18 protein-coding genes are annotated in these 20,261 nt (G+C 70.6%); 10 read left to right on the plus strand and 8 right to left on the minus strand.

Features of this window, described 5'->3' with window-relative positions; all coding sequences use genetic code 11:
- Nucleotides 1–41 precede the first annotated feature (41 nt).
- A complete protein-coding gene (locus ACFP2T_RS04945; RefSeq protein WP_377417652.1) occupies nt 42–665 on the plus strand; it encodes a DJ-1/PfpI family protein in 624 nt (207 codons plus the stop codon).
- A 156-nt stretch (nt 666–821) separates the two neighbouring features.
- The gene (locus tag ACFP2T_RS04950) at nt 822–2,255 is read left to right on the plus strand and encodes a sensor domain-containing diguanylate cyclase (protein WP_377417654.1); all 1,434 of its coding nucleotides are present in this window, start codon (nt 822–824) and stop codon (nt 2,253–2,255) included.
- A gap of 66 nt (nt 2,256–2,321) precedes the next feature.
- On the opposite strand, the gene ACFP2T_RS04955 is transcribed toward ACFP2T_RS04950, so the two are convergent.
- Nucleotides 2,322–3,386 carry an aspartate-semialdehyde dehydrogenase gene (locus tag ACFP2T_RS04955; protein ID WP_377417656.1) on the minus strand — a complete coding sequence of 355 codons (1,065 nt, stop codon included), beginning with the start codon at nt 3,384–3,386 and terminating at the stop codon, nt 2,322–2,324.
- Between the two features lie 6 nt (nt 3,387–3,392).
- Nucleotides 3,393–4,658 carry an aspartate kinase gene (locus ACFP2T_RS04960; RefSeq protein WP_377417658.1) on the minus strand — a complete coding sequence of 422 codons (1,266 nt, stop codon included), beginning with the start codon at nt 4,656–4,658 and terminating at the stop codon, nt 3,393–3,395.
- Nucleotides 4,659–4,873: 215 nt separating this feature from the next.
- Between ACFP2T_RS04960 and ACFP2T_RS04965 the strand changes: the two genes are divergently transcribed.
- The 3 genes from ACFP2T_RS04965 (at nt 4,874) to leuA (ending at nt 8,470) form a co-directional block, all read left to right on the plus strand.
- Nucleotides 4,874–5,761, plus strand: a complete 888-nt coding sequence (locus tag ACFP2T_RS04965) for a hypothetical protein (protein ID WP_377417660.1) — start codon at nt 4,874–4,876, stop codon at nt 5,759–5,761.
- A gap of 85 nt (nt 5,762–5,846) precedes the next feature.
- On the plus strand, nt 5,847–6,392 hold the full coding sequence (locus ACFP2T_RS04970) for a nitroreductase family protein (protein WP_377417662.1): 546 nt from the start codon (nt 5,847–5,849) through the stop codon (nt 6,390–6,392).
- Between the two features lie 326 nt (nt 6,393–6,718).
- Complete coding sequence (gene leuA / locus ACFP2T_RS04975) at nt 6,719–8,470, plus strand: 2-isopropylmalate synthase (protein WP_377417664.1); 1,752 nt, start codon at nt 6,719–6,721, stop codon at nt 8,468–8,470.
- A 108-nt stretch (nt 8,471–8,578) separates the two neighbouring features.
- Here the strand turns inward: leuA and ACFP2T_RS04980 are convergent, their stop codons facing one another.
- Entirely contained in the window at nt 8,579–10,066 is a 1,488-nt protein-coding gene (locus ACFP2T_RS04980; protein ID WP_377417932.1) for an MFS transporter, read from the minus strand.
- 167 nt (nt 10,067–10,233) lie between these two features.
- Between ACFP2T_RS04980 and ACFP2T_RS04985 the strand changes: the two genes are divergently transcribed.
- The 5 genes from ACFP2T_RS04985 to ACFP2T_RS05005 all read left to right on the plus strand — a co-directional run bounded on the left by ACFP2T_RS04985 (nt 10,234) and on the right by ACFP2T_RS05005 (nt 14,067).
- A complete protein-coding gene (locus tag ACFP2T_RS04985) occupies nt 10,234–10,842 on the plus strand; it encodes an HNH endonuclease family protein (RefSeq protein ID WP_377417934.1) in 609 nt (202 codons plus the stop codon).
- Nucleotides 10,737–11,129, plus strand: a complete 393-nt coding sequence (locus ACFP2T_RS04990; protein ID WP_377417936.1) for a hypothetical protein — start codon at nt 10,737–10,739, stop codon at nt 11,127–11,129. Before ACFP2T_RS04985 ends, ACFP2T_RS04990 begins: the two co-directional genes overlap by 106 nt.
- Before the next feature lie 104 nt (nt 11,130–11,233).
- Nucleotides 11,234–11,788, plus strand: coding sequence for a helix-turn-helix domain-containing protein (locus ACFP2T_RS04995; RefSeq protein WP_377417666.1), 555 nt, complete (start codon nt 11,234–11,236; stop codon nt 11,786–11,788).
- On the plus strand, nt 11,785–12,663 hold the full coding sequence (locus ACFP2T_RS05000) for an SRPBCC domain-containing protein (RefSeq protein WP_377417668.1): 879 nt from the start codon (nt 11,785–11,787) through the stop codon (nt 12,661–12,663). Before ACFP2T_RS04995 ends, ACFP2T_RS05000 begins: the two co-directional genes overlap by 4 nt.
- Nucleotides 12,664–12,768: 105 nt before the next feature.
- Nucleotides 12,769–14,067 carry a GDSL-type esterase/lipase family protein gene (locus tag ACFP2T_RS05005; protein WP_377417670.1) on the plus strand — a complete coding sequence of 433 codons (1,299 nt, stop codon included), beginning with the start codon at nt 12,769–12,771 and terminating at the stop codon, nt 14,065–14,067.
- Between the two features lie 62 nt (nt 14,068–14,129).
- Here ACFP2T_RS05005 and ACFP2T_RS05010 read toward each other — a convergent pair whose 3' ends face one another.
- The 5 genes from ACFP2T_RS05010 to ACFP2T_RS05030 all read right to left on the minus strand — a co-directional run bounded on the left by ACFP2T_RS05010 (nt 14,130) and on the right by ACFP2T_RS05030 (nt 20,118).
- Nucleotides 14,130–15,260, minus strand: coding sequence for an ABC transporter ATP-binding protein (locus ACFP2T_RS05010; RefSeq protein ID WP_377417672.1), 1,131 nt, complete (start codon nt 15,258–15,260; stop codon nt 14,130–14,132).
- Nucleotides 15,257–16,351: an ABC transporter ATP-binding protein gene (locus ACFP2T_RS05015; protein ID WP_377417674.1), complete on the minus strand. Its 1,095-nt coding sequence runs from the start codon at nt 16,349–16,351 to the stop codon at nt 15,257–15,259. The genes ACFP2T_RS05010 and ACFP2T_RS05015 overlap by 4 nt, the downstream gene beginning before the upstream one ends.
- Before the next feature lie 6 nt (nt 16,352–16,357).
- The gene (locus ACFP2T_RS05020; protein WP_377417676.1) at nt 16,358–17,335 is read right to left on the minus strand and encodes an ABC transporter permease; all 978 of its coding nucleotides are present in this window, start codon (nt 17,333–17,335) and stop codon (nt 16,358–16,360) included.
- Nucleotides 17,332–18,336 (minus strand): ABC transporter permease, encoded by a 1,005-nt coding sequence (locus ACFP2T_RS05025; RefSeq protein ID WP_377417678.1) that lies wholly within the window; start codon nt 18,334–18,336, stop codon nt 17,332–17,334. Before ACFP2T_RS05025 ends, ACFP2T_RS05020 begins: the two co-directional genes overlap by 4 nt.
- A 117-nt stretch (nt 18,337–18,453) precedes the next feature.
- Nucleotides 18,454–20,118: an ABC transporter substrate-binding protein gene (locus ACFP2T_RS05030; protein ID WP_377417680.1), complete on the minus strand. Its 1,665-nt coding sequence runs from the start codon at nt 20,116–20,118 to the stop codon at nt 18,454–18,456.
- Between the last annotated feature and the right edge of the window lie 143 nt (nt 20,119–20,261).

The following is a 20,261-nucleotide window of genomic DNA, read 5'->3' on the forward strand; positions in this document are numbered from 1 at the left end:
ACCCACCTCGAACCCACACGCCTCGAAGAGGAGAGTTGACTATGCATGTCGCCATCCCCCTCTACCCGCGATACACCGCGCTCGACGTCGTCGGGCCGTACACGGTGCTGGCCTTCGCGCCCGGCTTCACCGTCACCCTCGTCGCCGCCGAGCCGGGTCCGGTCGTCGACGACCGGGGCAGTCTCGCGATCACCGCGACCGCCTCCTACGCCGACCTGCCCCGTCCGGACATGATCGTCGTGCCGGGCGGGCCGGGGACGGCCGCCGCGACCTCCGACCCGGCGCTGGTCGGATGGATCGCCGCCGCACACGAGCACACCCGGTGGACGACCTCGGTCTGCGCGGGCTCGTTCCTGCTGGCCGCCGCCGGCCTGCTGACCGGCAGGCGGGCGACCAGCCACTGGGGCTGGGTCGACCGGCTCGCCGACTTCGGTGCGGAGCCGGTCCACGAGCGGGTGGTCACGGACGGGCGAATCGTCACGGCGGCCGGCGTCTCGGCCGGAATCGACATGGCCCTGACCCTGCTGGCCCAGTCGACCGACGTCGTGACGGCACAGACCGTACAGCTCGCCATCGAGTACGCCCCGGAGCCACCGTTCGACACCGGTTCGCCGCAAACCGCCCCCGCCGACCTCATCAAGCCGGCGTTGAGCCTCATCACGTAGCTCCCCGGGCAAAACTGTTAAGAAGGGCCCCTTCTTCTACAAAAAGCGATAAGAAGGGGCCCTTCCTTGCGCCGCAGGCGGCGTTCAGCGGTTTCTCAGCACCGTGAGTAATCTTGGGACCGCCCCTCGGACTCCTACTTCCCCGGATCGGATTCGGTGTCCCTCGACCACTCGCGCGTCGTCCGCGACGTGACCACCAGGCTGCCCACGGCGTCCACCGCCGTGCAGGCGTGCCAGGCAACGGTGGCCGCGTTGGGCCGGCACACCCCAGGCCGGATCGCCGTACTGCTGTGGGTGCACGACCGGCTCCGCTGTGTCGCCGCTACCGGATCCTGGCAGGTCTTCGCCTCGGTACCCGCCGGGGTCGGGGTGGTCGGCCGGGTCTACGCCTCCGGCAAGGCCGAGACGGTGTCGGAGGTCACGGACGATCCCGATTACGTACCGTTGCGCCCGGACGTGCAGGCGGCGATCTGTGCCCCGATCCTCGACCCGGCGGGGCGCCCGATCGGCGTGGTGGACCTGGAGTGGACGACGACCGGGGTCGAACTCGACGCCTGGCGGGACACCGTCGAACAGGTCGCGGCCAGGCTCGGTACCCGGATCGGGCAACTGGGTGGGCCGCCCGCCGAGACCCGGAGCGAGAAGCTGCTGCGGCACGCCTCGGCGCTGACCGTCGCCGCGACCGAGCCGGATCTGATGACCGCCGCCGTCGAGGCGGCCCGGGACGTCTCGGGGCTCCGCTCGGCGGTCTTCGTACTCGACGGGCCGGCGGGTCCCTGGGTGGCCACGCCGAGCCTCGTACCCGACGAGTTGGAGGCGCGGGTGCACGCCGCCCTGGCCGGTGCCGGTCGGCCGCTGCTGGAACGGCTGCGCAGTCGGGCCCACCGGTCGGGCGCGTCGTACACCCTCGGCGAGGGGGACCATCCGACCACCACCGACCAGGACCTGCTGATCGCGGCCGGGGTACGGACGCTGATCTCCGTACCGCTCGGACCGACCGAACTCTGCGGGGTCCTGCTGGTCGGCGACACCCGTACGCTGCGTCCGGATCCCACCACCGTCAACCTGATCGAACTCCTCGCCGCCCAGTCGTGGATCTGTCTCGAACGGCTGCGCGGGCTGGCCCGGCTGCGGGAGCAGGCGAGTTCCGATCCGTTGACCGGGCTACGTCACCAGGGTTCCTTCGGGGAGCGGATCGCCGAGTCGAACCCGGGGCGTACCGCCCTGCTCGCCGTCGACGTCGACGACTTCAAGACGATCAACGACACGTACGGCCACCAGGCCGGCGATCGGGTCCTGGTGGACCTGGCCCGGGCCCTTCAGGGCGCGCTCCGGCACGGCGACGAGCTGTACCGGATCGGTGGGGACGAGTTCGTCGCGGTGGTCGAGGTGCTCCGCCCGGAGGAAGCGGTCGGGATCGCCGAGCGGTTGACCGAGGCGGCCCGGCAGATCGGTCGGACGATCAGCGTCGGGGTGGCGGTGCAGCGGGACGGCGAGTCGCCGGACCTGACGCTACGCCGGGCCGACGAGGCGCTCTACGGGGTGAAGCGGCAGGGCCGGGACGGAGTGGGGCTGGCCACCGGCGGCTGAGCCGGCCGAGTCGTCGGCCCACCGGCTGAGCCGGCCCGGTGCGCCCACCGGCTGAGCCGCCCGCGATCAGCGGGCGGCGATGAACTCGGCGGCGAGGAGTTCGGCGATCTGGGCGGTGTTGAGGGCCGCGCCCTTGCGCAGGTTGTCGCCGGTGACGAAGAGGTCCAGCGCGCGGGGGTCGTCGATCGACCGGCGGATCCGGCCCACCCAGGACGGGTCGGTGCCGACCGCGTCGATCGGCATCGGGAACTCGCCGGCCGCCGGATCGTCGACCAGGATCACTCCCGGGGCGTTGCGCAGCGCCTCGCGGGCACCCTCGGCGTCGACCTCGGTCCCGAAGACCGCGTGTACGGCGACCGAGTGGCCGGTCACCACCGGCACCCGTACGCAGGTGGCGGAGACCTTCAGGTCGGGCAGGCCGAGGATCTTGCGCGACTCGTTGCGCAGTTTCAGCTCCTCGGACGACCATCCGCCGTCCCGGAGCGAGCCGGCCCAGGGGACCACGTTGAGCGCCATCGGGGCGGGGAACGGGCCGAGGTCGTCGCCGACCGCCTGCCGCACGTTTCCGGGGCGGGAGCCGAGCACCCGATCTCCGGCGATCTTGGAGAGCTGGTCGTGCAGGGTGTCCACGCCGACCTGCCCGGCCCCCGACACCGCCTGGTACGACGCGAGCACCAGCTCACGCAGGCCGTACTCGCGGTGCAGTGGGGCGACCGCGACGATCATCGACAGGGTGGAGCAGTTGGCGTTCGCGATGATGCCCTTGGGACGGTTGCGTACCTGCTCCGGGTTGATCTCCGGAACCACCAGCGGAACGTCGCGGTCCATCCGGAAGGCCGCCGAGTTGTCCACCGCCACCGCGCCCCGGGACACCGCGATCGGCGCCCACTGCGCGGAGATCTCGTCCGGCACGTCGAACATGACCACGTCCACGCCGTCGAACGCCTCCGCGGTCAGCGCCTGGACGGTCAACTCCTCGCCCCGGCACATCCGCTTCTGGCCGACCGACCGCGCGGAGGCGACCAGCCGGATCTCGCCCCAGACGTTCTTCCGCGAGGAGAGCAGGTCGCACATCACCGTACCGACGGCGCCGGTCGCTCCGACCACCGCCAGCGTGGGGAGTGTCGCCATCGCGGGCTACCTCCCGGTCCCGGCGTAGACCACCGCTTCCTCGCTACCGCCGAGGTCGAAGGCCTCGTGCACGGCCCGGACCGCGACGTCGAGGTCGGTGTCGCGGCAGACCACGGAGACCCGGATCTCGGACGTGGAGATCATCTCGATGTTGACCCCGGCCTCGCCCAGCGCGGCGAAGAAGCTGGCCGCCACGCCCGGGTGCGAACGCATGCCCGCGCCGATCAGCGAGACCTTGCCGACGTGGTCGTCGTAGAGCAGGCCCTTGAACTTGACCTGCTCCTGGACCTTGCTCAGCGCGGCCATCGCGGTCGGTCCGTCGGTCTTCGGAAGGGTGAAGGAGATGTCGGTCCGCCCGGTGCCCTCGGTGGACACGTTCTGGACGATCATGTCCAGGTTGATCTCGGCTCCGGCGACCGTCTCGAAGATCCGCGCGGCCGCTCCGGGCTCGTCCGGAACGCCGACGGCAGTGATCTTCGCCTCGCTCCGGTCGTGGGCGACCCCGGTGATAAGTGCTTGCTCCACGGGTAGGTCCTCCGTCGATCCGGTCACCATGGTTCCGGTGTTGGTCGAGTATGACGAACGTACGCGGATCGGCAACCCCGCCCGACGGGCATACTCCACGCTCCGCAGGTGCAGTACCTTCGCGCCGCAGGCGGCCAGCTCGAGCATCTCCTCGTAGGTGATGGTCTTGATGTGCCGGGCGTTCGGAACGATCCGCGGGTCGGCGGTGAAGACCCCGTCCACGTCCGTGTAGATCTCGCAGACGTCCGCCCCGAGCGCCGCCGCCAGCGCCACGGCGGTGGTGTCCGAACCACCCCGGCCCAGCGTGGTGATGTCCTTGGTGTCCTGGGAGACGCCCTGGAAGCCGGCGACGATCACCACCGCGCCCTCGTTGAGCGCCGCCCGCAGCCGGCCCGGCGTGACGTCGATGATCCGGGCCCGACCGTGCACCGAGGTGGTCAGCACGCCGGCCTGCGATCCGGTGTACGAGCGTGCCTCGTACCCGAGGTTGTGGATCGCCATCGCGACCAGCGCCATCGAGATGCGCTCGCCCGCGGTGAGGAGCATGTCGAGTTCGCGGCCGGGCGGCAGCGGGCTGACCTGGTTGGCCAGGTCCAGCAGCTCGTCGGTGGTGTCGCCCATCGCGCTGACCACGACCACCACGTCGTCGCCGGCCTTGCGGGCACCGACGATCCGTTCGGCCACCCGCTTGATCCGCTCCGCGTCGGCGACCGAGGATCCGCCGTACTTCTGCACCACAAGTGCCACGACGGTTGACTCCTTCCCCTGGGCCGGGCGAGGCGCACCGGCCCTGAGCGTGCCAACGCCGCCGGGTCGAGGCCGGCGGCGCCGTGTGAGACTCCCTCAGCGTACCGGCCGACATGCGTGGGCCGACCAGCCGTTCCCACCATCCGACTAGTGACGACACGCGACGGTAGCTGGGCTGACCACTCGTTTCGCCAGTCTGGGCCCAGAATGGCGGGGTGCACCCCGGTGTCGCCACCCACCCCACCGCCGACCGGGACCGGCCCCCCGTCCGCCCGCACCGGGCGGCGCCGCAGCGGGCCGCCGTCCGTCCCGTGCTCGGGGCACTCCTGCTGGTCGGATCGCTGTTGTCGACCGGTTGCAGCGGGACGCCCGCACCGGCGGCGACCCCGACCGAGCCGGCGGCGAGCCGGCCGACCGAGGCCCGGGACCAGCTCGCGGCGTTCGCCGCCGCCGCGCAGGACCGCCGTCTGGTGGCGGGGTACACGCTCTCGACCGAGGGGCAACCGGACCGGTCGATCTCGGTGACCAGGGCGACGGACGGCTCGTGGCGGGTCGACATCCCCGGCGGTGCGCTCGGTGGCACCGCCGACGTTTCGATGGCGCAGACCAGTGCCGGGACCTTCCAGTGCTCGCTGCCGTCGGCCGGGCAGCCCGAGTCCCCCGGTTGTGTCCGGGTGGCCGATCCCGGGCAGTCGCTGGACGCCGGTATCGACCCCCGGATGCAGCATCCGTTCACGGACTGGCCCGAGGTGCTCACCGACCGCCAGGCGCCGCTCTCGATCTCCACCACGGCGCTGCCCGGCGCCCAGGGAGCCTGTTTCGCGGTGGAGTCGACCTCGGCGTCGGTCAGCCCGCCGCTGGATTCCGGCATCTACTGTTACGCCCCGGACGGGACCCTGACCGCCGCCCGGCTGCCGGCCGGCACCCTCACCCTGACCGGTACGCCGACCGCCGCTCCCGCCACGGTCGCGCTGCCGGGCCCCCTGGTCGACCGGGAGCCGCTACGGATCGCCGCGCCCCCGGCCAGCGACCCGACCGAACCGGCCGGCGAGGGCGGCCCGGACGGCGGTGCTCCGGACGACCCGGCCGACCCCAACGAGTGAGTCCCTCTCACGTTACGGGTGCGCCCGGTCACTTCTGGTGACCCCGGTTAATGGACAGAGCGTCCGATACGGCACACTCAGCGACATGGCCCAGCTCTCCCCGTTGCTCGCGACCCGGTGGAGTCCGCACGCGTTCGACCCGGTCGCCGACCTCACCGACGCCGAGGTCGCGTCGCTGCTCGAAGCGGCCCGGTGGGCTCCCTCCGCCGACAACACCCAGCCCTGGCGCTTCCTCGTCGGGCGGCGTGACGACGAGGCGTACAAGCGGATCCTGACCAATCTGACCCCGGCCAACCAGCGGTGGGCCGGGCGTGCCTCGGCGTTGCTGCTCGGCGCGCACGCCACCACCGGCCCGACTGGCTGCCCGCTGACCCACGCCGCGTACGACCTGGGCCAGGCCGTGGCGCATCTCACCGTCCAGGCCACCGCGCTCCGGCTCCACGTACGGCAGATCTCCGGGTTCGACGCCGACGGGCTCCGTACCGACCTGGAACTGGCCCCGGCGGTACGGCCACACGTCGTGGTCGCCGTCGGACGGCTCGGTGACCCGTACTCCCTCCCCGACGACCTGCGGGCCCGGGAGGTCGGCCTGCGGCAGCGCCGCCCGCTGACCGAGTTGATGCTGCGCTGATCCCGGCGCCGTGCGCCGACCCCGGCGTGACCTGGGCGGATCCCAGAATTCGGACTACGCTTTCGATCCGCGCCCCGGTCACATAAGGTCACGGTTGTCATGTGGCAGGCCCTGCTCCTTCGCTGCCGCGACGAGGCCCCCCAGGCCGGCACCTCGTCGCGGAGTTGAAGCGCGCCGTCCTGCATCTCGGCCGATCCCCGTCGCGGCCCGCTCGTCTCAAAGCCCGAACACTCGGCTCGAAGCCCGAACACTCGGCTCGAAGCCCGAACACTCGGCGCCCACGACTCTTCGGCGCCCACGCCACATGACCACGGGAGTTCTCCGCCATGGCTCAACAAGCCGGCACCACTGACGCTGATCCGATAGCCCGGCAGCGGCCCAGCCGCATGCCCTTCCAGCGCTACCAGCCGTACCACCAGCAGTTCGCGATCGACCTGCCGGACCGGCGGTGGCCGACCCGGCGCATCGACGCCGCACCGCGCTGGTGCGCGGTGGACCTACGCGACGGCAACCAGGCCCTGATCGACCCGATGTCGCCGGAACGCAAGCGGCGGATGTTCCAACTGCTGGTGCAGATGGGCTACAAGGAGATCGAGGTCGGCTTCCCGTCCGCCAGCCAGACCGACTTCGACTTCGTACGGCAGCTGATCGAGCAGGATCTGATCCCGGACGACGTGACCATCCAGGTGCTGACCCAGTGCCGGGAGCACCTGATCGACCGGACCTTCGAGTCGATCCGGGGCGCGAAGCGGGCGATCGTGCACTTCTACAACTCGACCTCGACGCTGCAACGCCGGGTGGTGTTCGGCCTGGACAAGGCCGGGATCACCGACATCGCCACCCAGGGCGCCCGGCTCTGCCAGAAGTACGCCGAGATCCACGCCCCGGACACCGAGGTCTTCTACGAGTACTCCCCGGAGTCGTACACCGGGACGGAACTCGACTACGCGCTGGAGGTCTGCGCGGCGGTGATCGAGGTGATCGACCCCACGCCGGACCGGCCGCTGATCATCAACCTGCCGGCGACCGTCGAGATGGCCACCCCCAACGTGTACGCCGACTCGATCGAGTGGATGCACCGGCACCTGCCCCGCCGGGAGAGCGTGATCCTGTCGCTGCACCCGCACAACGACCGCGGCACCGGTGTCGCCGCCGCCGAGCTGGGCCTGCTGGCCGGCGCCGACCGGGTCGAGGGCTGCCTGTTCGGCAACGGCGAGCGCACCGGCAACGTCGACCTGGTCACGCTGGGGCTCAACCTGTTCTCCCAGGGCGTCGACCCGGAGATCGACTTCTCGAACATCGACGAGATCAAGCGCGCCGTCGAGTACTGCAACCAGCTTCCGGTGCACGAGCGGCACCCGTACGCGGGTGATCTGGTCTACACCGCGTTCTCCGGCTCGCACCAGGACGCCATCAACAAGGGCTTCGACGCCCTGGAGGCAGACGCCCGCTCCGCCGACGTACCGATCGACCGGTACCCGTGGGCGGTGCCGTACCTGCCGATCGACCCGAAGGACCTGGGCCGCACCTACGAGGCGGTGATCCGGGTCAACTCGCAGTCCGGCAAGGGCGGGGTCGCGTACGTCATGAAGACCGAGCACCACCTCGACCTGCCCCGACGGTTGCAGATCGAGTTCTCCGGCGTCGTGCAGCGGGTCACCGACGACGGCGGCGGCGAGGTGGAGCCGGCCCGGATGTGGCAGCTCTTCGCCGAGGAGTACCTGGTCGACCAGCAGCGGCAGCCGGCGGTGCGGGTCGACACCTACGCCATCGGCACCGTCGACGGCAAGGTGGAGATCGAGGTCGAGACGCAGTTCGGCACCGAGCCGCGGTCCCTCTCCGCGACCGGAAACGGCCCGATCGACGCGTACGTGAGCGCGCTCCAGGCGCTGGACATCCAGGTACGGGTGCTCGACTACCACGAGCACGCGATGTCCTCGGGCGGCGACGCCCAGGCGGCCGCGTACGTGGAATGCGAGGTCGACGGTCAGACGGTCTGGGGTGTCGGCCTCGACCCGAACATCGTCACCGCCTCGGTCGCAGCGGTGACCAGCGCCGTCAACCGCGCCCTGCGCTGAGCCCGGCCGCGCGGGTCGGACCGGCCACCCCGGCCGGCCCGCGCGATCGGCACGCCGCCGCCGACGTGACCGTCCCCAACCCACATGGTCACGTGCCACTTCGCGCCGCTACGAGCGGCGTTGCTCCGCCCGGGTCCGGTCCGCATCCTGGTCCGGCTCGTGCAGGTGGGTGGGCGGCGGCGGCAGGGCCGGACACGGCCGGGACTTCCGGGGTTCCCGTTCCGGGCGGTGCACCAGCACCATCGCCAGGATCGCGCCGAGCACCATCAGTCCGGCGGAGTACAGCACGGCGGCCCGGTACGCCGGGGTGAGCTGGCCGGAGCGCGCGTAGCCGCCGCCGGAGAGCCCGACCACCAGCGGCAGTGCGGAGACGGCGAGCAGACCGCCGACCCGGGACGCCGCGTTGTTGAGCCCACTGGCCGCTCCGGCGAGCCGGTCGGGGGCGGCGGCCAGCACCGAGGCGGTCAACGGCGCCACCACCAGGGTCATGCCGAGCCCGAAGAGCGCGATTCCGGGCAGGATGTCGGTCCAGTACGAGGCGCCGCGGCTGATGCCGTGCAGCAGGATCAGCCCGACGGCGGCGATCAGTGGCCCGATCGAGAGTTGTGGGCGGGGCCCGATCCGGGCGGCCAGCGCGCCGGACCGGGCCGAGCCGAGCAGCAGCAGAATCGTCATCGGCAGGGTGGCCAGGCCGGTCATCAGGGCGGAGTAGCCGACGACGTTCTGGAGGTAGACGGAGAAGAAGAAGGTGAGGCCGCTCAGCGCGGCGTAGACCAGCACGGTGTAGAGGTTCAGCACGCTGAACAGCCGGCTCGCGAAGAGTGTCGGCGGCAGCATCGCCCGCTCGCCCCGGCGCCGTTCGAGCAGTACGAACCCGACCGAGGCGGCCACGCCGAGCACCGCCGCGACCACCACCTGGACGGAGCCGGGTCCGAGCTGCTGGGCCTCGACCAGGGCGTACGTGATGCCGGCGAGGCCCAGCGCGCCGAGCAGTGAGCCGGCCAGGTCGAACCGGGACGTGCCCGCCCCCTCGGCCCGACTCTCCGGGGTCCAGCGGATCGCGGCGATCATCACGACGACCGCGAGCGGCAGGTTGAGGAAGAAGATGAACCGCCAGGACAGCGCGTCGATCAGCCAGCCGCCGAGGAACGGGCCGAGGGCGGTCGACACGCCGGCCAGCCCGGACCAGGCGCCGATCACCCGCCCCCGCTCGTCCGGGTGGAAACTCGACTGGAGCAGGGCCAGGGAGCCCGGCGTCAGCAGCGCGCCGCCGAGACCCTGGAGGAAGCGGGCGGCGATGAGCCACTCGATGCTCTGCGCGGCGCCGCAGAGTACGGAGGCGGCGGTGAACGCCAGTACGCCGGCCAGGAAGACCCGGCGCCGCCCCAGCCGGTCGCCCAGTGCCCCGCCGAGCAGCACGAAGGCGGCCAGGGTCAACAGGTAGCCGTTGAGCGTCCACTGTAGGCCGGCGGTGCTCGCGTGCAGCTCCGAGCCCAGGTGGGGCAGCGCCACGTTGACCACCGTCGCGTCGAGGAAGACCATGCCGGACGCGACGACGGCGGCGAGCAGGGTGCCCCGTCCGGCCACGGTGCCCATGCGTAGCGGTGCTGAGGAATCGCTCACGGTGTCAATCTGCCCTGCAGGTGGCGTAAGATGCCGCGAAACGCCGGAACCGGTTCTGGATCTCGGGTCCGCCGGTCGACACCCCGCAAGCTGGAAGCGTGCCGTTCATCCGTACCAGATCACGAGCGCGGCTGGGAACCATGGCCGTGCTGGTCGGCGTGCTCGCCTTCGGCGGCACGGCCGGTTGCACGTCCGTGGAGACCCCGTCGCCCGGGCCGACCGACACCGCCGACACGCATGCCCAACTTGACCAGCTCACCGTCGCCTCCGCCGCCTCGATGCGGGGCTACAGCCGGGAGCGCTTCCCGCACTGGCGCAACGCGGGCAAGAACTGCGACGTCCGGGACACGGTGCTCCAGCGCGACGGCACCGGCATCAAGCTCTCCGGCTGCAACGTCGTCGGCGGGCGCTGGTCGAGCCGGTACGACAAGCGGACCCTCGCCGATCCCTCGGACGTGGACATCGACCACATGGTGCCGCTGGCCAACGCCTGGCGCTCGGGTGCCGACGACTGGAACGACGACAAGCGCGGCGACTTCGCCAACGACCTGGACCGGCCGCAATTGGTCGCCGTCTCGGCCTCCTCGAACCGGGCCAAGGGCGACCAGGACCCGTCCCAGTGGAAGCCGTCGAACCGGGACGACTGGTGCGGGTACGCGGAGGACTGGATCGCGGTCAAGCACTACTGGCGGCTCTCCGTGACCACCGCCGAGAAGGCCGCGCTCGACGACATGCTGGGGAGCTGTTGATGGGCAACTCCGGAGACACCGCCGCCACGCCGGACGAGGGCACCACCAAGACCACCGATATCACCGCGGGGCCGGGCGGGGTTATGACCGACGAGGTCGGGGTGATCACCGGGGAGTTGACCCTGCGCACCGAACTGCGGGCGGGTCAGGTCGCCCTCCGGGTCCAGTACAAGGACGCCGACGAGTGGTACGCCGTCACCGGCGGGCTGGCGCCGCTGGCCGACCCGGCCGACCTCGCCGCCGTGCACACGATCGCGGTCGGCCTGCTCCACCGTCCCGAGGGCTGACCGCCTTCTCCCTGATCCCGCTTCGCTGATCCGCTGACGCGGGCCGGAAGATCTTCTCGTGGGCGATTGACAAAATCTAGTTTTACGTACAGGATTGTTTTGCCATGAGAGACGTGATGTACCTGGAGCAGATCGAGCAGGCAGAGACCCTGCTCAAGCCGCAGCGGATCGAGGTGCTGCGGCAACTCGCCGAGCCGCACACCTGCACCGAGGTGGCGACCCAACTCGGCCAGACCCCGCAACGGGTCTACTACCACGTCAAGCGCCTGGTCGAGGCCGGCCTCGTCGACCAGGTGTCCGAACGCAAGGTGCGCGGCATCCACGAAGGCATCTACCAGGCGAGCGCCCGGTCCTACTGGCTCTCGCCCCGGCTGGTCGGCCGGCTCGGCCTGCGCAAGACCCAGGACGCGATGAGCCTGGGTTACCTGCTGAACCTGATGGAGGAGGTCCAGGCCGACATCGCCGCGCTCGACCGGACCGCTCCAGAGCTGCCGTCGATCGGCGTCTCCGGCGAGATCCGGGTGCCGGCAGAGCTTCGCCAGCAGTTCCTGACCGACCTGCAGACCACGCTGCAGGACCTTTTCACCCGCTACGGCGGCTCCGAAGGCGACGCCTTCAAGCTCGCCGTCGCCTGTTACCCGCATGGGAGTTCGAAATGACCGCACCACTGACCCTCCGCGCCCGCGCCGCCGCACCGATCAAGAACGTCTGGCAGGCCCTGACCGACGCCGCCGAGCTGCGCGTCTGGCTGGCCGAGCACGCCGAGGTCGAGCTGCCGCACCGGTACGAGTTCTGGGGTCGCTACACCCCGGAGGGCGACGCCCCGCACCAGCGACTGGTGCACGTCGGCGAGCACACGCTCCGGTTCACCTGGCTGCTGGACGGCGAGGAGACCACCACCGAGATCCAGCTCACCGAGGAGAGCGCCGACTCCACCATCGTGTCGCTGTCCCAGACCCACTGGAGCTTCGAGGTCGCGATGAGCGGCGCCAGCATCCGGGGCGTGCTCCAGACGTACTGGTCGCTGGCGATCGCCAACCTGGTCGACCACGTCGAGGGCCGGCCGCTCAACCCCAGGACCGACTTCACCTCCGCGACCTTCCAGGAGGAGATGGTGATCGACGCCTCGGCCGACGCCGTCTACGACTCCCTGACCGACTCGGCCAAGGCCACGGAGTGGTTCGGCTTCCCGATCGGGATCGAGCCCGTCGTCGGCGGGCGGTGGGCGATGGGTGGCTTCGAGAACAACCCCAACCCGGCCAAGGTGCTCGACCTGACCCCCGGCAGGGCGATGACGGTCGACTGGGGACCCGTCGGGATCGTGACCTGGGAACTGGAGGAGAGCGCGGGTAAGACGAAGCTGTCCTTCGTACAGAGCGGCTTCGACACCAGCAACCCGCCGTACGGGGCGTGGACCGGCTGGCTCAGCGGGCTGGCCGAGCTGCGCCGCTACCACGAGCTGGCCGACTGGCGCCCGATCTGGCTCCACGACCCCACCGACAACATGTCGGCGGACGCACCCGCGAGCGTCTGAGTCCGCCCCGTCCGACGACCGTCGGGGAGGAGCCTCCCCAACCCTCCCGGCGGTCGTCGGCGCGCGAAAACGTTCACCCCCCCCAAGTTCGGAAGGACACCCCCGATGGAATCGCCCCGTCTTCGTACCCTCGTCTCCGTCGCCGCGATCGTCGCGGTGGCCGCGGCCAGCATCCCCGCCGGCCCGGCCGCCGCCGGCCGTCCCGCACGGCCCTCCGCCGGCACGCCCGGCTGGTCGGGCGGCTGGGCCACCGCCGTCCAACAGCCGTGGCCGGGCTACGAGGCACCGAACTGGTCGGTCGACGGCTTCACCAACCAGACGCTCCGGCAGGTCGTCCGGGTCAGCGCCGCCGGAACCCGGGTGCGGATCCGCCTCTCCAACCGGTACGGCGACCAGCCGCTCCGGCTGACCGGAGCGACGATCGGCCGGACCGGGAACGGCGCCGACGTCCGGCCGGGGACCCTGCGGCCGCTGACCTTCGGCGGCTCCCGGGCCACCACGGTTCCACCCGGTCGTGACCTCGCGTCCGACCCGTTGGCCCTGGCCGCCCGGCCCCTGGAGCGGCTGACCGTCACCCTGTACTTCGCCGGGTCCACCGGCCCGGCCACGTTCCACGAGGGGGCGTTGGCGACCGTCTACCGGGCCGACGGCGACCGCCGGTTCGACCGCAGTGGCGCCGCCTTCACAGGTGGGACCGGCCAGTCCTGGTACTACCTCTCCGGGGTGGACGTCAGCGGCGGTACGGGCCGGGACGGCGGCACGGTGGTGACGTTCGGCGACTCGATCATCGACGGGTACGGCTCCACCCCCGACGCCGACAACCGCTACTCCGACGAGTTGGCCGAACGGCTCAACCGGGCCGGTAGCCCGCTCGGGGTGGTCAACACCGGACTCAACGGCGGCCTGCTGCTCACCGACTACCCGTGCTTCGCCGGCGACTCCGGGCTGACCCGGTTCCGCGCCGACGTGCTCGACCAGCCCGGCGTACGGACCGCGATCGTGCACCTCGGGCTGAACGACATCGCCGTCGCAGGGATGGCACTGCCCTGCGCCGCCCCGCCGAAGCTGAGCGACGCGACGCCACTGATCGAGGGGCACCGGGCCCTGATCCGGGCCGCCCACGCCCGGGGGGTCAAGGTGCTCGGCGCGACGCTGATTCCGGTGAAGGACGTGCCGTACTACTACGACGCGGAGAAGGAAGCGATCCGCGACGCCCTCAACCACTGGATCCGGACCAGTGGCGAGTACGACGGCGTCGTCGACTTCGACCGGATCCTGGCCGACCCCGCCGACGCCGACGCGCTGGCACCGGCGTACAAGGCGGCGGATGGCATGCACATCAACGACGCCGGCACGAAGGTGATGGCCGACGCGGTCAACCTCCGGGTGCTCCGGAACGGCTGACGCACTCCCGCTGATCTCCCGGCGCCGGTTACCGGCGCCGGGAGATTACCGTTTGCGGGCCCTCAGACGAACGAGCCGGGCTCGCTCGGCGCGGAGACCATGCCGGGCGTGTCGCCCTCGTCCTCCGGCCGGACGATCTGCGCGGACACCTTGTGCGGACGCAGCTCGCCGCTGGCGATCGGCTCGGCCCAGTGGCAGGCGACCCGGCTGTCGCCGATCTGGCGCAGCACCGGCCGCTCCTCGGCGCAGCGGGTCGGCTGGGCCCAGGGGCACCGGGTGTGGAACCGGCAGCCGGTCGGCGGGTTGGCCGGGGAGGGCAGGTCACCGGCGAGCAGGATCCGTTCCCGGCGGTCCTCCACCTCGGGGTCCGGCACCGGCACCGCGGACATCAACGCCCGGGTGTACGGATGCAGCGGCTCCCGGTAGAGCCGGTCACCGGGGGCCTCCTCCACCAGGGCACCCAGGTACATCACGCCGATCGTGTCGGAGATGTGCCGCACCACCGCCAGGTCGTGCGCGATCACCAGGTAGGTCAGCCCGAGTTCGGTCTGTAGCTCGTCGAGCAGGTTTACCACCTGGGCCTGGATCGAGACGTCCAGGGCGGAGACCGGCTCGTCGGCCACGATCAGGTCCGGGCCGAGCACCAGCGCGCGGGCGATGCCGATGCGCTGCCGCTGGCCGCCGGAGAACTCGTGCGGATAGCGGGACAGCGCCCACTTGGGCAGCCCGACCGCGTCGAGGGTCTTGGTGATGATCTCCCGCCGGGCGGTCCGGTCGGCGCCGATGCCGTGCGCCTGTAGGCCCTCCACCAGGATCGACTCGACGTTCTGCCGGGGGTCCAGGCTGGACATCGGATCCTGGAAGATCATCTGCATCCGGCGGCGCATCGACCGCATCTTGTTCGGCGGCAGCGTGGTCAGTTCGACCCCGTCGAAGTTGACCTGGCCGGAGGTCGGCGGGGTCAACTGGAGAAGTGCCCGGCCGAGCGTCGACTTGCCGCAGCCGGACTCGCCCACCAGCCCGTACGTCTTGCCGCGCGGGATGCTCAGGTCGACCCCGTCCACCGCCTTGACGTGCCCGACGACCCGGTCGAAGATCACCCCTCGGCTGATCGGGAAGTGCACCTTCAGGTCCCGGACCTCGACCAGGTTCTCGCCGCGCTCGCTCGGAACGGACACGTTGCCGTCGGTCATGCCGACTCCTCCTCGCGCGGCGCGGGCACCGTCGATGGCTTCTCCTCCGTCACCGGACCGGCCTCGGCTGCCGGTTCGGCGGCGGCTGCCGGTTCGGCGGCCGCTGCCGGCGATCCGATCGGCGGGACCGGGTTGACGCACCGGTAGGTGCGGTCGGTGTGGGTCAGCACGAGCTGCGGAGGCTCACCCACGCACGCCTCCACCTGGCGATCGCAGCGGGGCGCGAACGCGCACCCGTCCGCCCAGGGCAGCACGTCGCGGACCGAGCCGGGGATCGGGGACAGCTTGTCGCCGCGCCCCGCGTCCAGGCGCGGGATCGAGCCGAGCAGACCCACCGTGTACGGGTGCCGGGGCTCGGCGAAGAGCGGGCGGCGACGCGCCGTCTCCACCACCCGGCCGGCGTAGAGCACGTTGACCGTGTCGCACATCCCGGCGACCACGCCCAGATCGTGAGTGATCATGACGAGGGCGGTGCCGGAGTCGCGTACCAGGTCCTTGAGCAGTTCCAGGATCTGTGCCTGGATGGTCACGTCGAGCGCCGTGGTGGGCTCGTCGGCGATCAGCAGCCGGGGCTGGCAGGCCACCGCGATGGCGATCAGCGCCCGCTGGCGCATCCCGCCGGAGAGCTGGTGCGGATACTCCTTCAACCGGCGGGTCGGGTCCGGGATGCCGACCCGCTCCAGCAGCGCGGCGGCCTCCTTACGGGCCGCGTCCCCACTGAGGCCACGGTGCCGGGACAGTACCTCGGTCACCTGCCGGCCGATCGGGATCACCGGGTTCAGCGAGGAGAGCGGATCCTGGAAGATCATGGCGACGTCGCGGCCCCGGATGTCCCGCATCGCCCGGCGGTCGACCCGGAGCAGGTCGGTCCCGTCGAAGTCCGCCTTACCACCCACGCTGATCCCGGGTTGCCGGGGCAGCAGGCCCATCAGGGCCAACGAGGTCACGCTCTTGCCGCAGCCGGACTCGCCGACCAGGCCGACGACCTCACCCGTGTCCACCGAGAACGAGACCCCGTCGACCGCGCGCACCGTACGCTTCCCGCGCTGGCGGAACGTTACGGAGAGATCCTCCACATCAAGCAGTGCCATGACAGATCACTTCCGCAGCTTCGGGTCGAGGGCCTCACGCATCGCCTCACCGAGCAGGGTGAAGCCCAGCGCGGTGATGATGATCGCTACCGCCGGATAGATCGCCAGCGCCGGCCGGATGCCCAGGTACGGCTGCGCGTCGGCGAGCATCACGCCCCACTCCGGCACCGCCGAGTCGGGGTTGCCCAGCCCGAGGAAGGAGAGCGCGGCCGCCTCGATGATCGCGGTGGCCAGGGTGAGCGTCGCCTGCACGATGACCGGCGCGAGGGAGTTCGGCAGCACATGGCTCAACGCGATCTTGGATCGGCGTACCCCGAGCGAGGTCGCGGCGAGCACGTAGTCGGTGTTCGACTGGGCGATCATCGAACCGCGCAGCAGCCGGGCGAAGACCGGCACCGAGACGACGCCGACCGCGATCATCACCGTGGTCAGGCTCGCACCGAGCAGGGCGGCGATGCTGACCGCGAGCAGCAGGCTGGGCAGCGCCAGCAGCATGTCGACGATCCGCATCAGGCCGGTGTCGAGCCAGCGTCCCCAGCGCCCGCCGAGTCCGGCGGCGGCACCGGCGATCCCGCCGACCAGGGCACCGATCGCGAGGCCGATCAGCGTCGACACCACACCGACCAGCAGGGTCTGCCGGGCTCCGACGATCAGGCGGCTGAACTCGTCCCGACCCTGGTGGTCGAAGCCGAGCCAGTGGTCGGCCGAGGAGCCCGGGATGATGCCCTGCCCCGACTTGACCAGACCTTCCCGGATGCCGATCGTGTCGGTCGGGCCGTACGGCACGAAGATCGGACCGACGATCGCGACCAGCACGAACAGCCCGAGTACGACGGTGCCGACGATGGCCGCCGGGTTGCGCCGCAATCGCCGGAACGCCTCCTGCCAGAGGCTGACCCCGCGCTCCTCGTCCCGGACGGCGGAGAGTTCGCCGAGCCGGTCCAGCTTCTCGGCCTTCTTCCGGGCCCGTTCGGTGATCGTCATCGGACCCTCACCCTCGGGTCGATCAGGCTGTACGAGAGGTCGACTATCAGGTTCACCAGCACGAAGAGCACCGCAATGATCATGATGAAGCCCATCAGCACCGGATAGTCCCGCTGACTGATCGAGTCCGCGATGAACGCCCCGATGCCGCTGAACGCGAAGACGGTCTCGGTCAGCACCGCGCCGGAGAGCAGGCCGCCGGTGAGCAGACCGATCGTGGTGGCCACCGGCAGCATCGCGTTACGCAGCACGTGGCGCTGCCGTACTACCCGCTCGGTGAGCCCCTTCGCCTCGGCGGTCCGGACGAAGTCCTCGCCGAGCACTTCGAGCACGCTGGCCCGGGTGATCCGGACGATGATCGCCAGCGGGATGCTGGCCAGCGCGAGGCCGGGCAGCACCAGATGCCAGATCGCATCGGCCGCGGCGTCCCACTCGCGGGTCATCAGCCCGTCCAGGACGAAGAAGTTGGTGATCCGGGTGGCTTCGATGGTCGGGTCCTGCCGGCCGCTCGACGGGAACAGGTGAAGGTTCTCCGCGAAGATGGCCTTGAGGACGTACGCCAGGAAGAAGACCGGGATGCAGACACCGATCAGCGATCCGGCGACCGAGACGTGGTCGAGGAGCTTGCCCCGGCGGCGGGCAGCGAGGTAGCCGAGCGGGATGCCCACCGCGATCGCGATGATCAACGCGGTGACCGCCAGTTCCACGGTGCCCGGGAAGCGTTGCAGGAATTCGGTGGTCACCTCGCGCTTGGTGGCGATCGAGGAGCCCAGGTCGAGCCGGATCATCCGCCGCATGAACCGGCCGTACTGGACCAGGATCGGCTCGTCCAACCCGAGGTTGTGCCGGATCGCGGCGCGCATCTCCGGGGTGCCACGCTCACCCAGGATCGCGGTCTCCGGGCCACCGGGAAGCCGGTGCAGCCAGATGAACAACAGGATGGAGAGCCCGAACAGCGCGGGTATCAGCTGTAACAGGCGTCTGACGATGAACCGGATCACGGTGGCCTCTGGCGGGGGGTGCGGAGGGTCGCGCGGGCGGACGCTGGCTGACCTCCGGCCGGTGGTCTACCGGCCAGGGTCAGCGCGCGCCCGCCCGCGTTTCCCTTTTCCGTTATGTCAGGACTTGAACTCGGCGGTGGCGAACCGCTCGTCGGTGAGCGGGCTCGCCTTCACCCCGGTCACGTCCTTACCGAACACGATCGCCGGCGGCGAGTGCGAGATCGGCACACCCGGCAGGAACTTCATGACCTCGGCGTTGAGCTGCTTGTACAGCTCGAACCGGGCCGCGGAGTCCGCGGTGCTGTCGGCCTGCTTGAACAGGGCGAACAGGGCGGGGTTGTTGAAGCCCCACTCGGGCTTCTGCCGGTCGAACATGGTGCCGATGAAGTTGTAGGCGTCGCCGTAGTCACCGGTCCAGCCCAGGAAGTGCAGGTCGTGATCACTACCGCTGCTGGTGGCGTTGAGGTAGTCCGGGGTCCACTTCAGCGGAATCCCCTGCACCTTGATGCCGACGGCCTGGAGGTCGGTCGAGAGCAGCTCGAAGATGTCCTTCGGGTTCGGCATGTACGGCCGGGTGACCTCGGTCGGGTAGTGGAACCGCAGGGTCAGGTTCGTCGCACCGGCCTCGGCCAGCAACTGCTTGGCCTTGTCCACGTTGTAGTCGTACGTGGTGACCGTCGGGTTCCAGCCCTCCACGGTGTCCGGCATGAACTGGGTGGCCACCTTGGCGCCCGGGGGCAGCTTGGAGTCGACCAGCGCCTGCCGGTTCAGCGCGTACGCGATCGCCTGCCGGACCTTGATGTCGGCGAGCTTCGGGTTCCCCTTCTGGTTGATCGCCAGGTAGAGGATGTTGAACGCCGGGCGGGTGAGCATGTTGAAGCCCTCGTTCTTCAACGGCTCGACGTCGGCCGGGCCAACCAGGTCGTACCCCTGGATGTCGCCGGACCGCAGCGCCTGCTTGCGCGCGTTCTCGTCCGAGATCGTCTTGAAGATGAGGGTCTTCAGCTTGGCCTTCTGAGTACCGCTGTAGTCCTCGTTGCGCTCCAGGGTCAGCGTCTTGTTCGCGACGTCCCAGGACTTGAACTTGAACGGCCCGGTGCCGGTCGGGTGCTCCATCGCGTACGACGGGTACTGGACGTTGTCCGCGCTGCCGCCGATGGCGCTGGCCTTGTACTCCTCCAGCGCCTTCGGGCTGTGGATGGAGAACGACGGGAGCATCAGCGCGGCCGGGACCTTGCTGGAAACCCGGGTGAAGGCGAGGTCGACCGTGGTCGCATCCTTGGCGGTGCAGGACTTGAAGAGGCTCTCCGGCAGGTCGTCCCGCTCGTTCTTGGCGAAGCCACCCATCACGTCCTGCCAGTACGGCGTGACGTCCGGGCTCTGCATCAGGCCGGTGGCGTTGTACCAGCGGTTGAAGTTGACGCAGACCGCCTCGGCGTTGAAGTCGGTACCGTCGTGGAACTTCACGCCCGAGCGCAGCTTGAAGGTCCAGACCGTGCCGGTCGAGTCGGGGGTCCAACTCTCGGCCAGGCCCGGCGTGATCTTGGTGCCGCCCTCCTCGGGGCGGACCAGGGTCTCGAAGACCTGCCGGGCGACCCGCAGCGACTCACCGTCACTGGCCAGGCTCGGATCGAGCACCTTTGGGTCACCGGCGACGCCGAATACCAGGGTGTCCTTCTGGCTTGCGCCCGATTCACCGCGGTCGCTCTCGGCACAGCCGGCTACCGCGAGGGCCGCGACCGCGACGGCCGCGATGGCGACCTTCGGTCTTGGTGCACGCATGGTGCTTCACCTCGTCCTGTGGATACGACAAACGCGGTGACGGGAGGGCCACCGATGGCGAGACCTTAGCCGCCGGGCGGACCGGGCGGAAACGGGCCGCGAATGGGTTGGTACCGGATCGTGTCTTTACCGTCATGACGCCC

The sequence above is a fragment of the Plantactinospora solaniradicis genome (assembly GCF_042658085.1).
Classification (GTDB): domain Bacteria; phylum Actinomycetota; class Actinomycetes; order Mycobacteriales; family Micromonosporaceae; genus Plantactinospora; species Plantactinospora solaniradicis.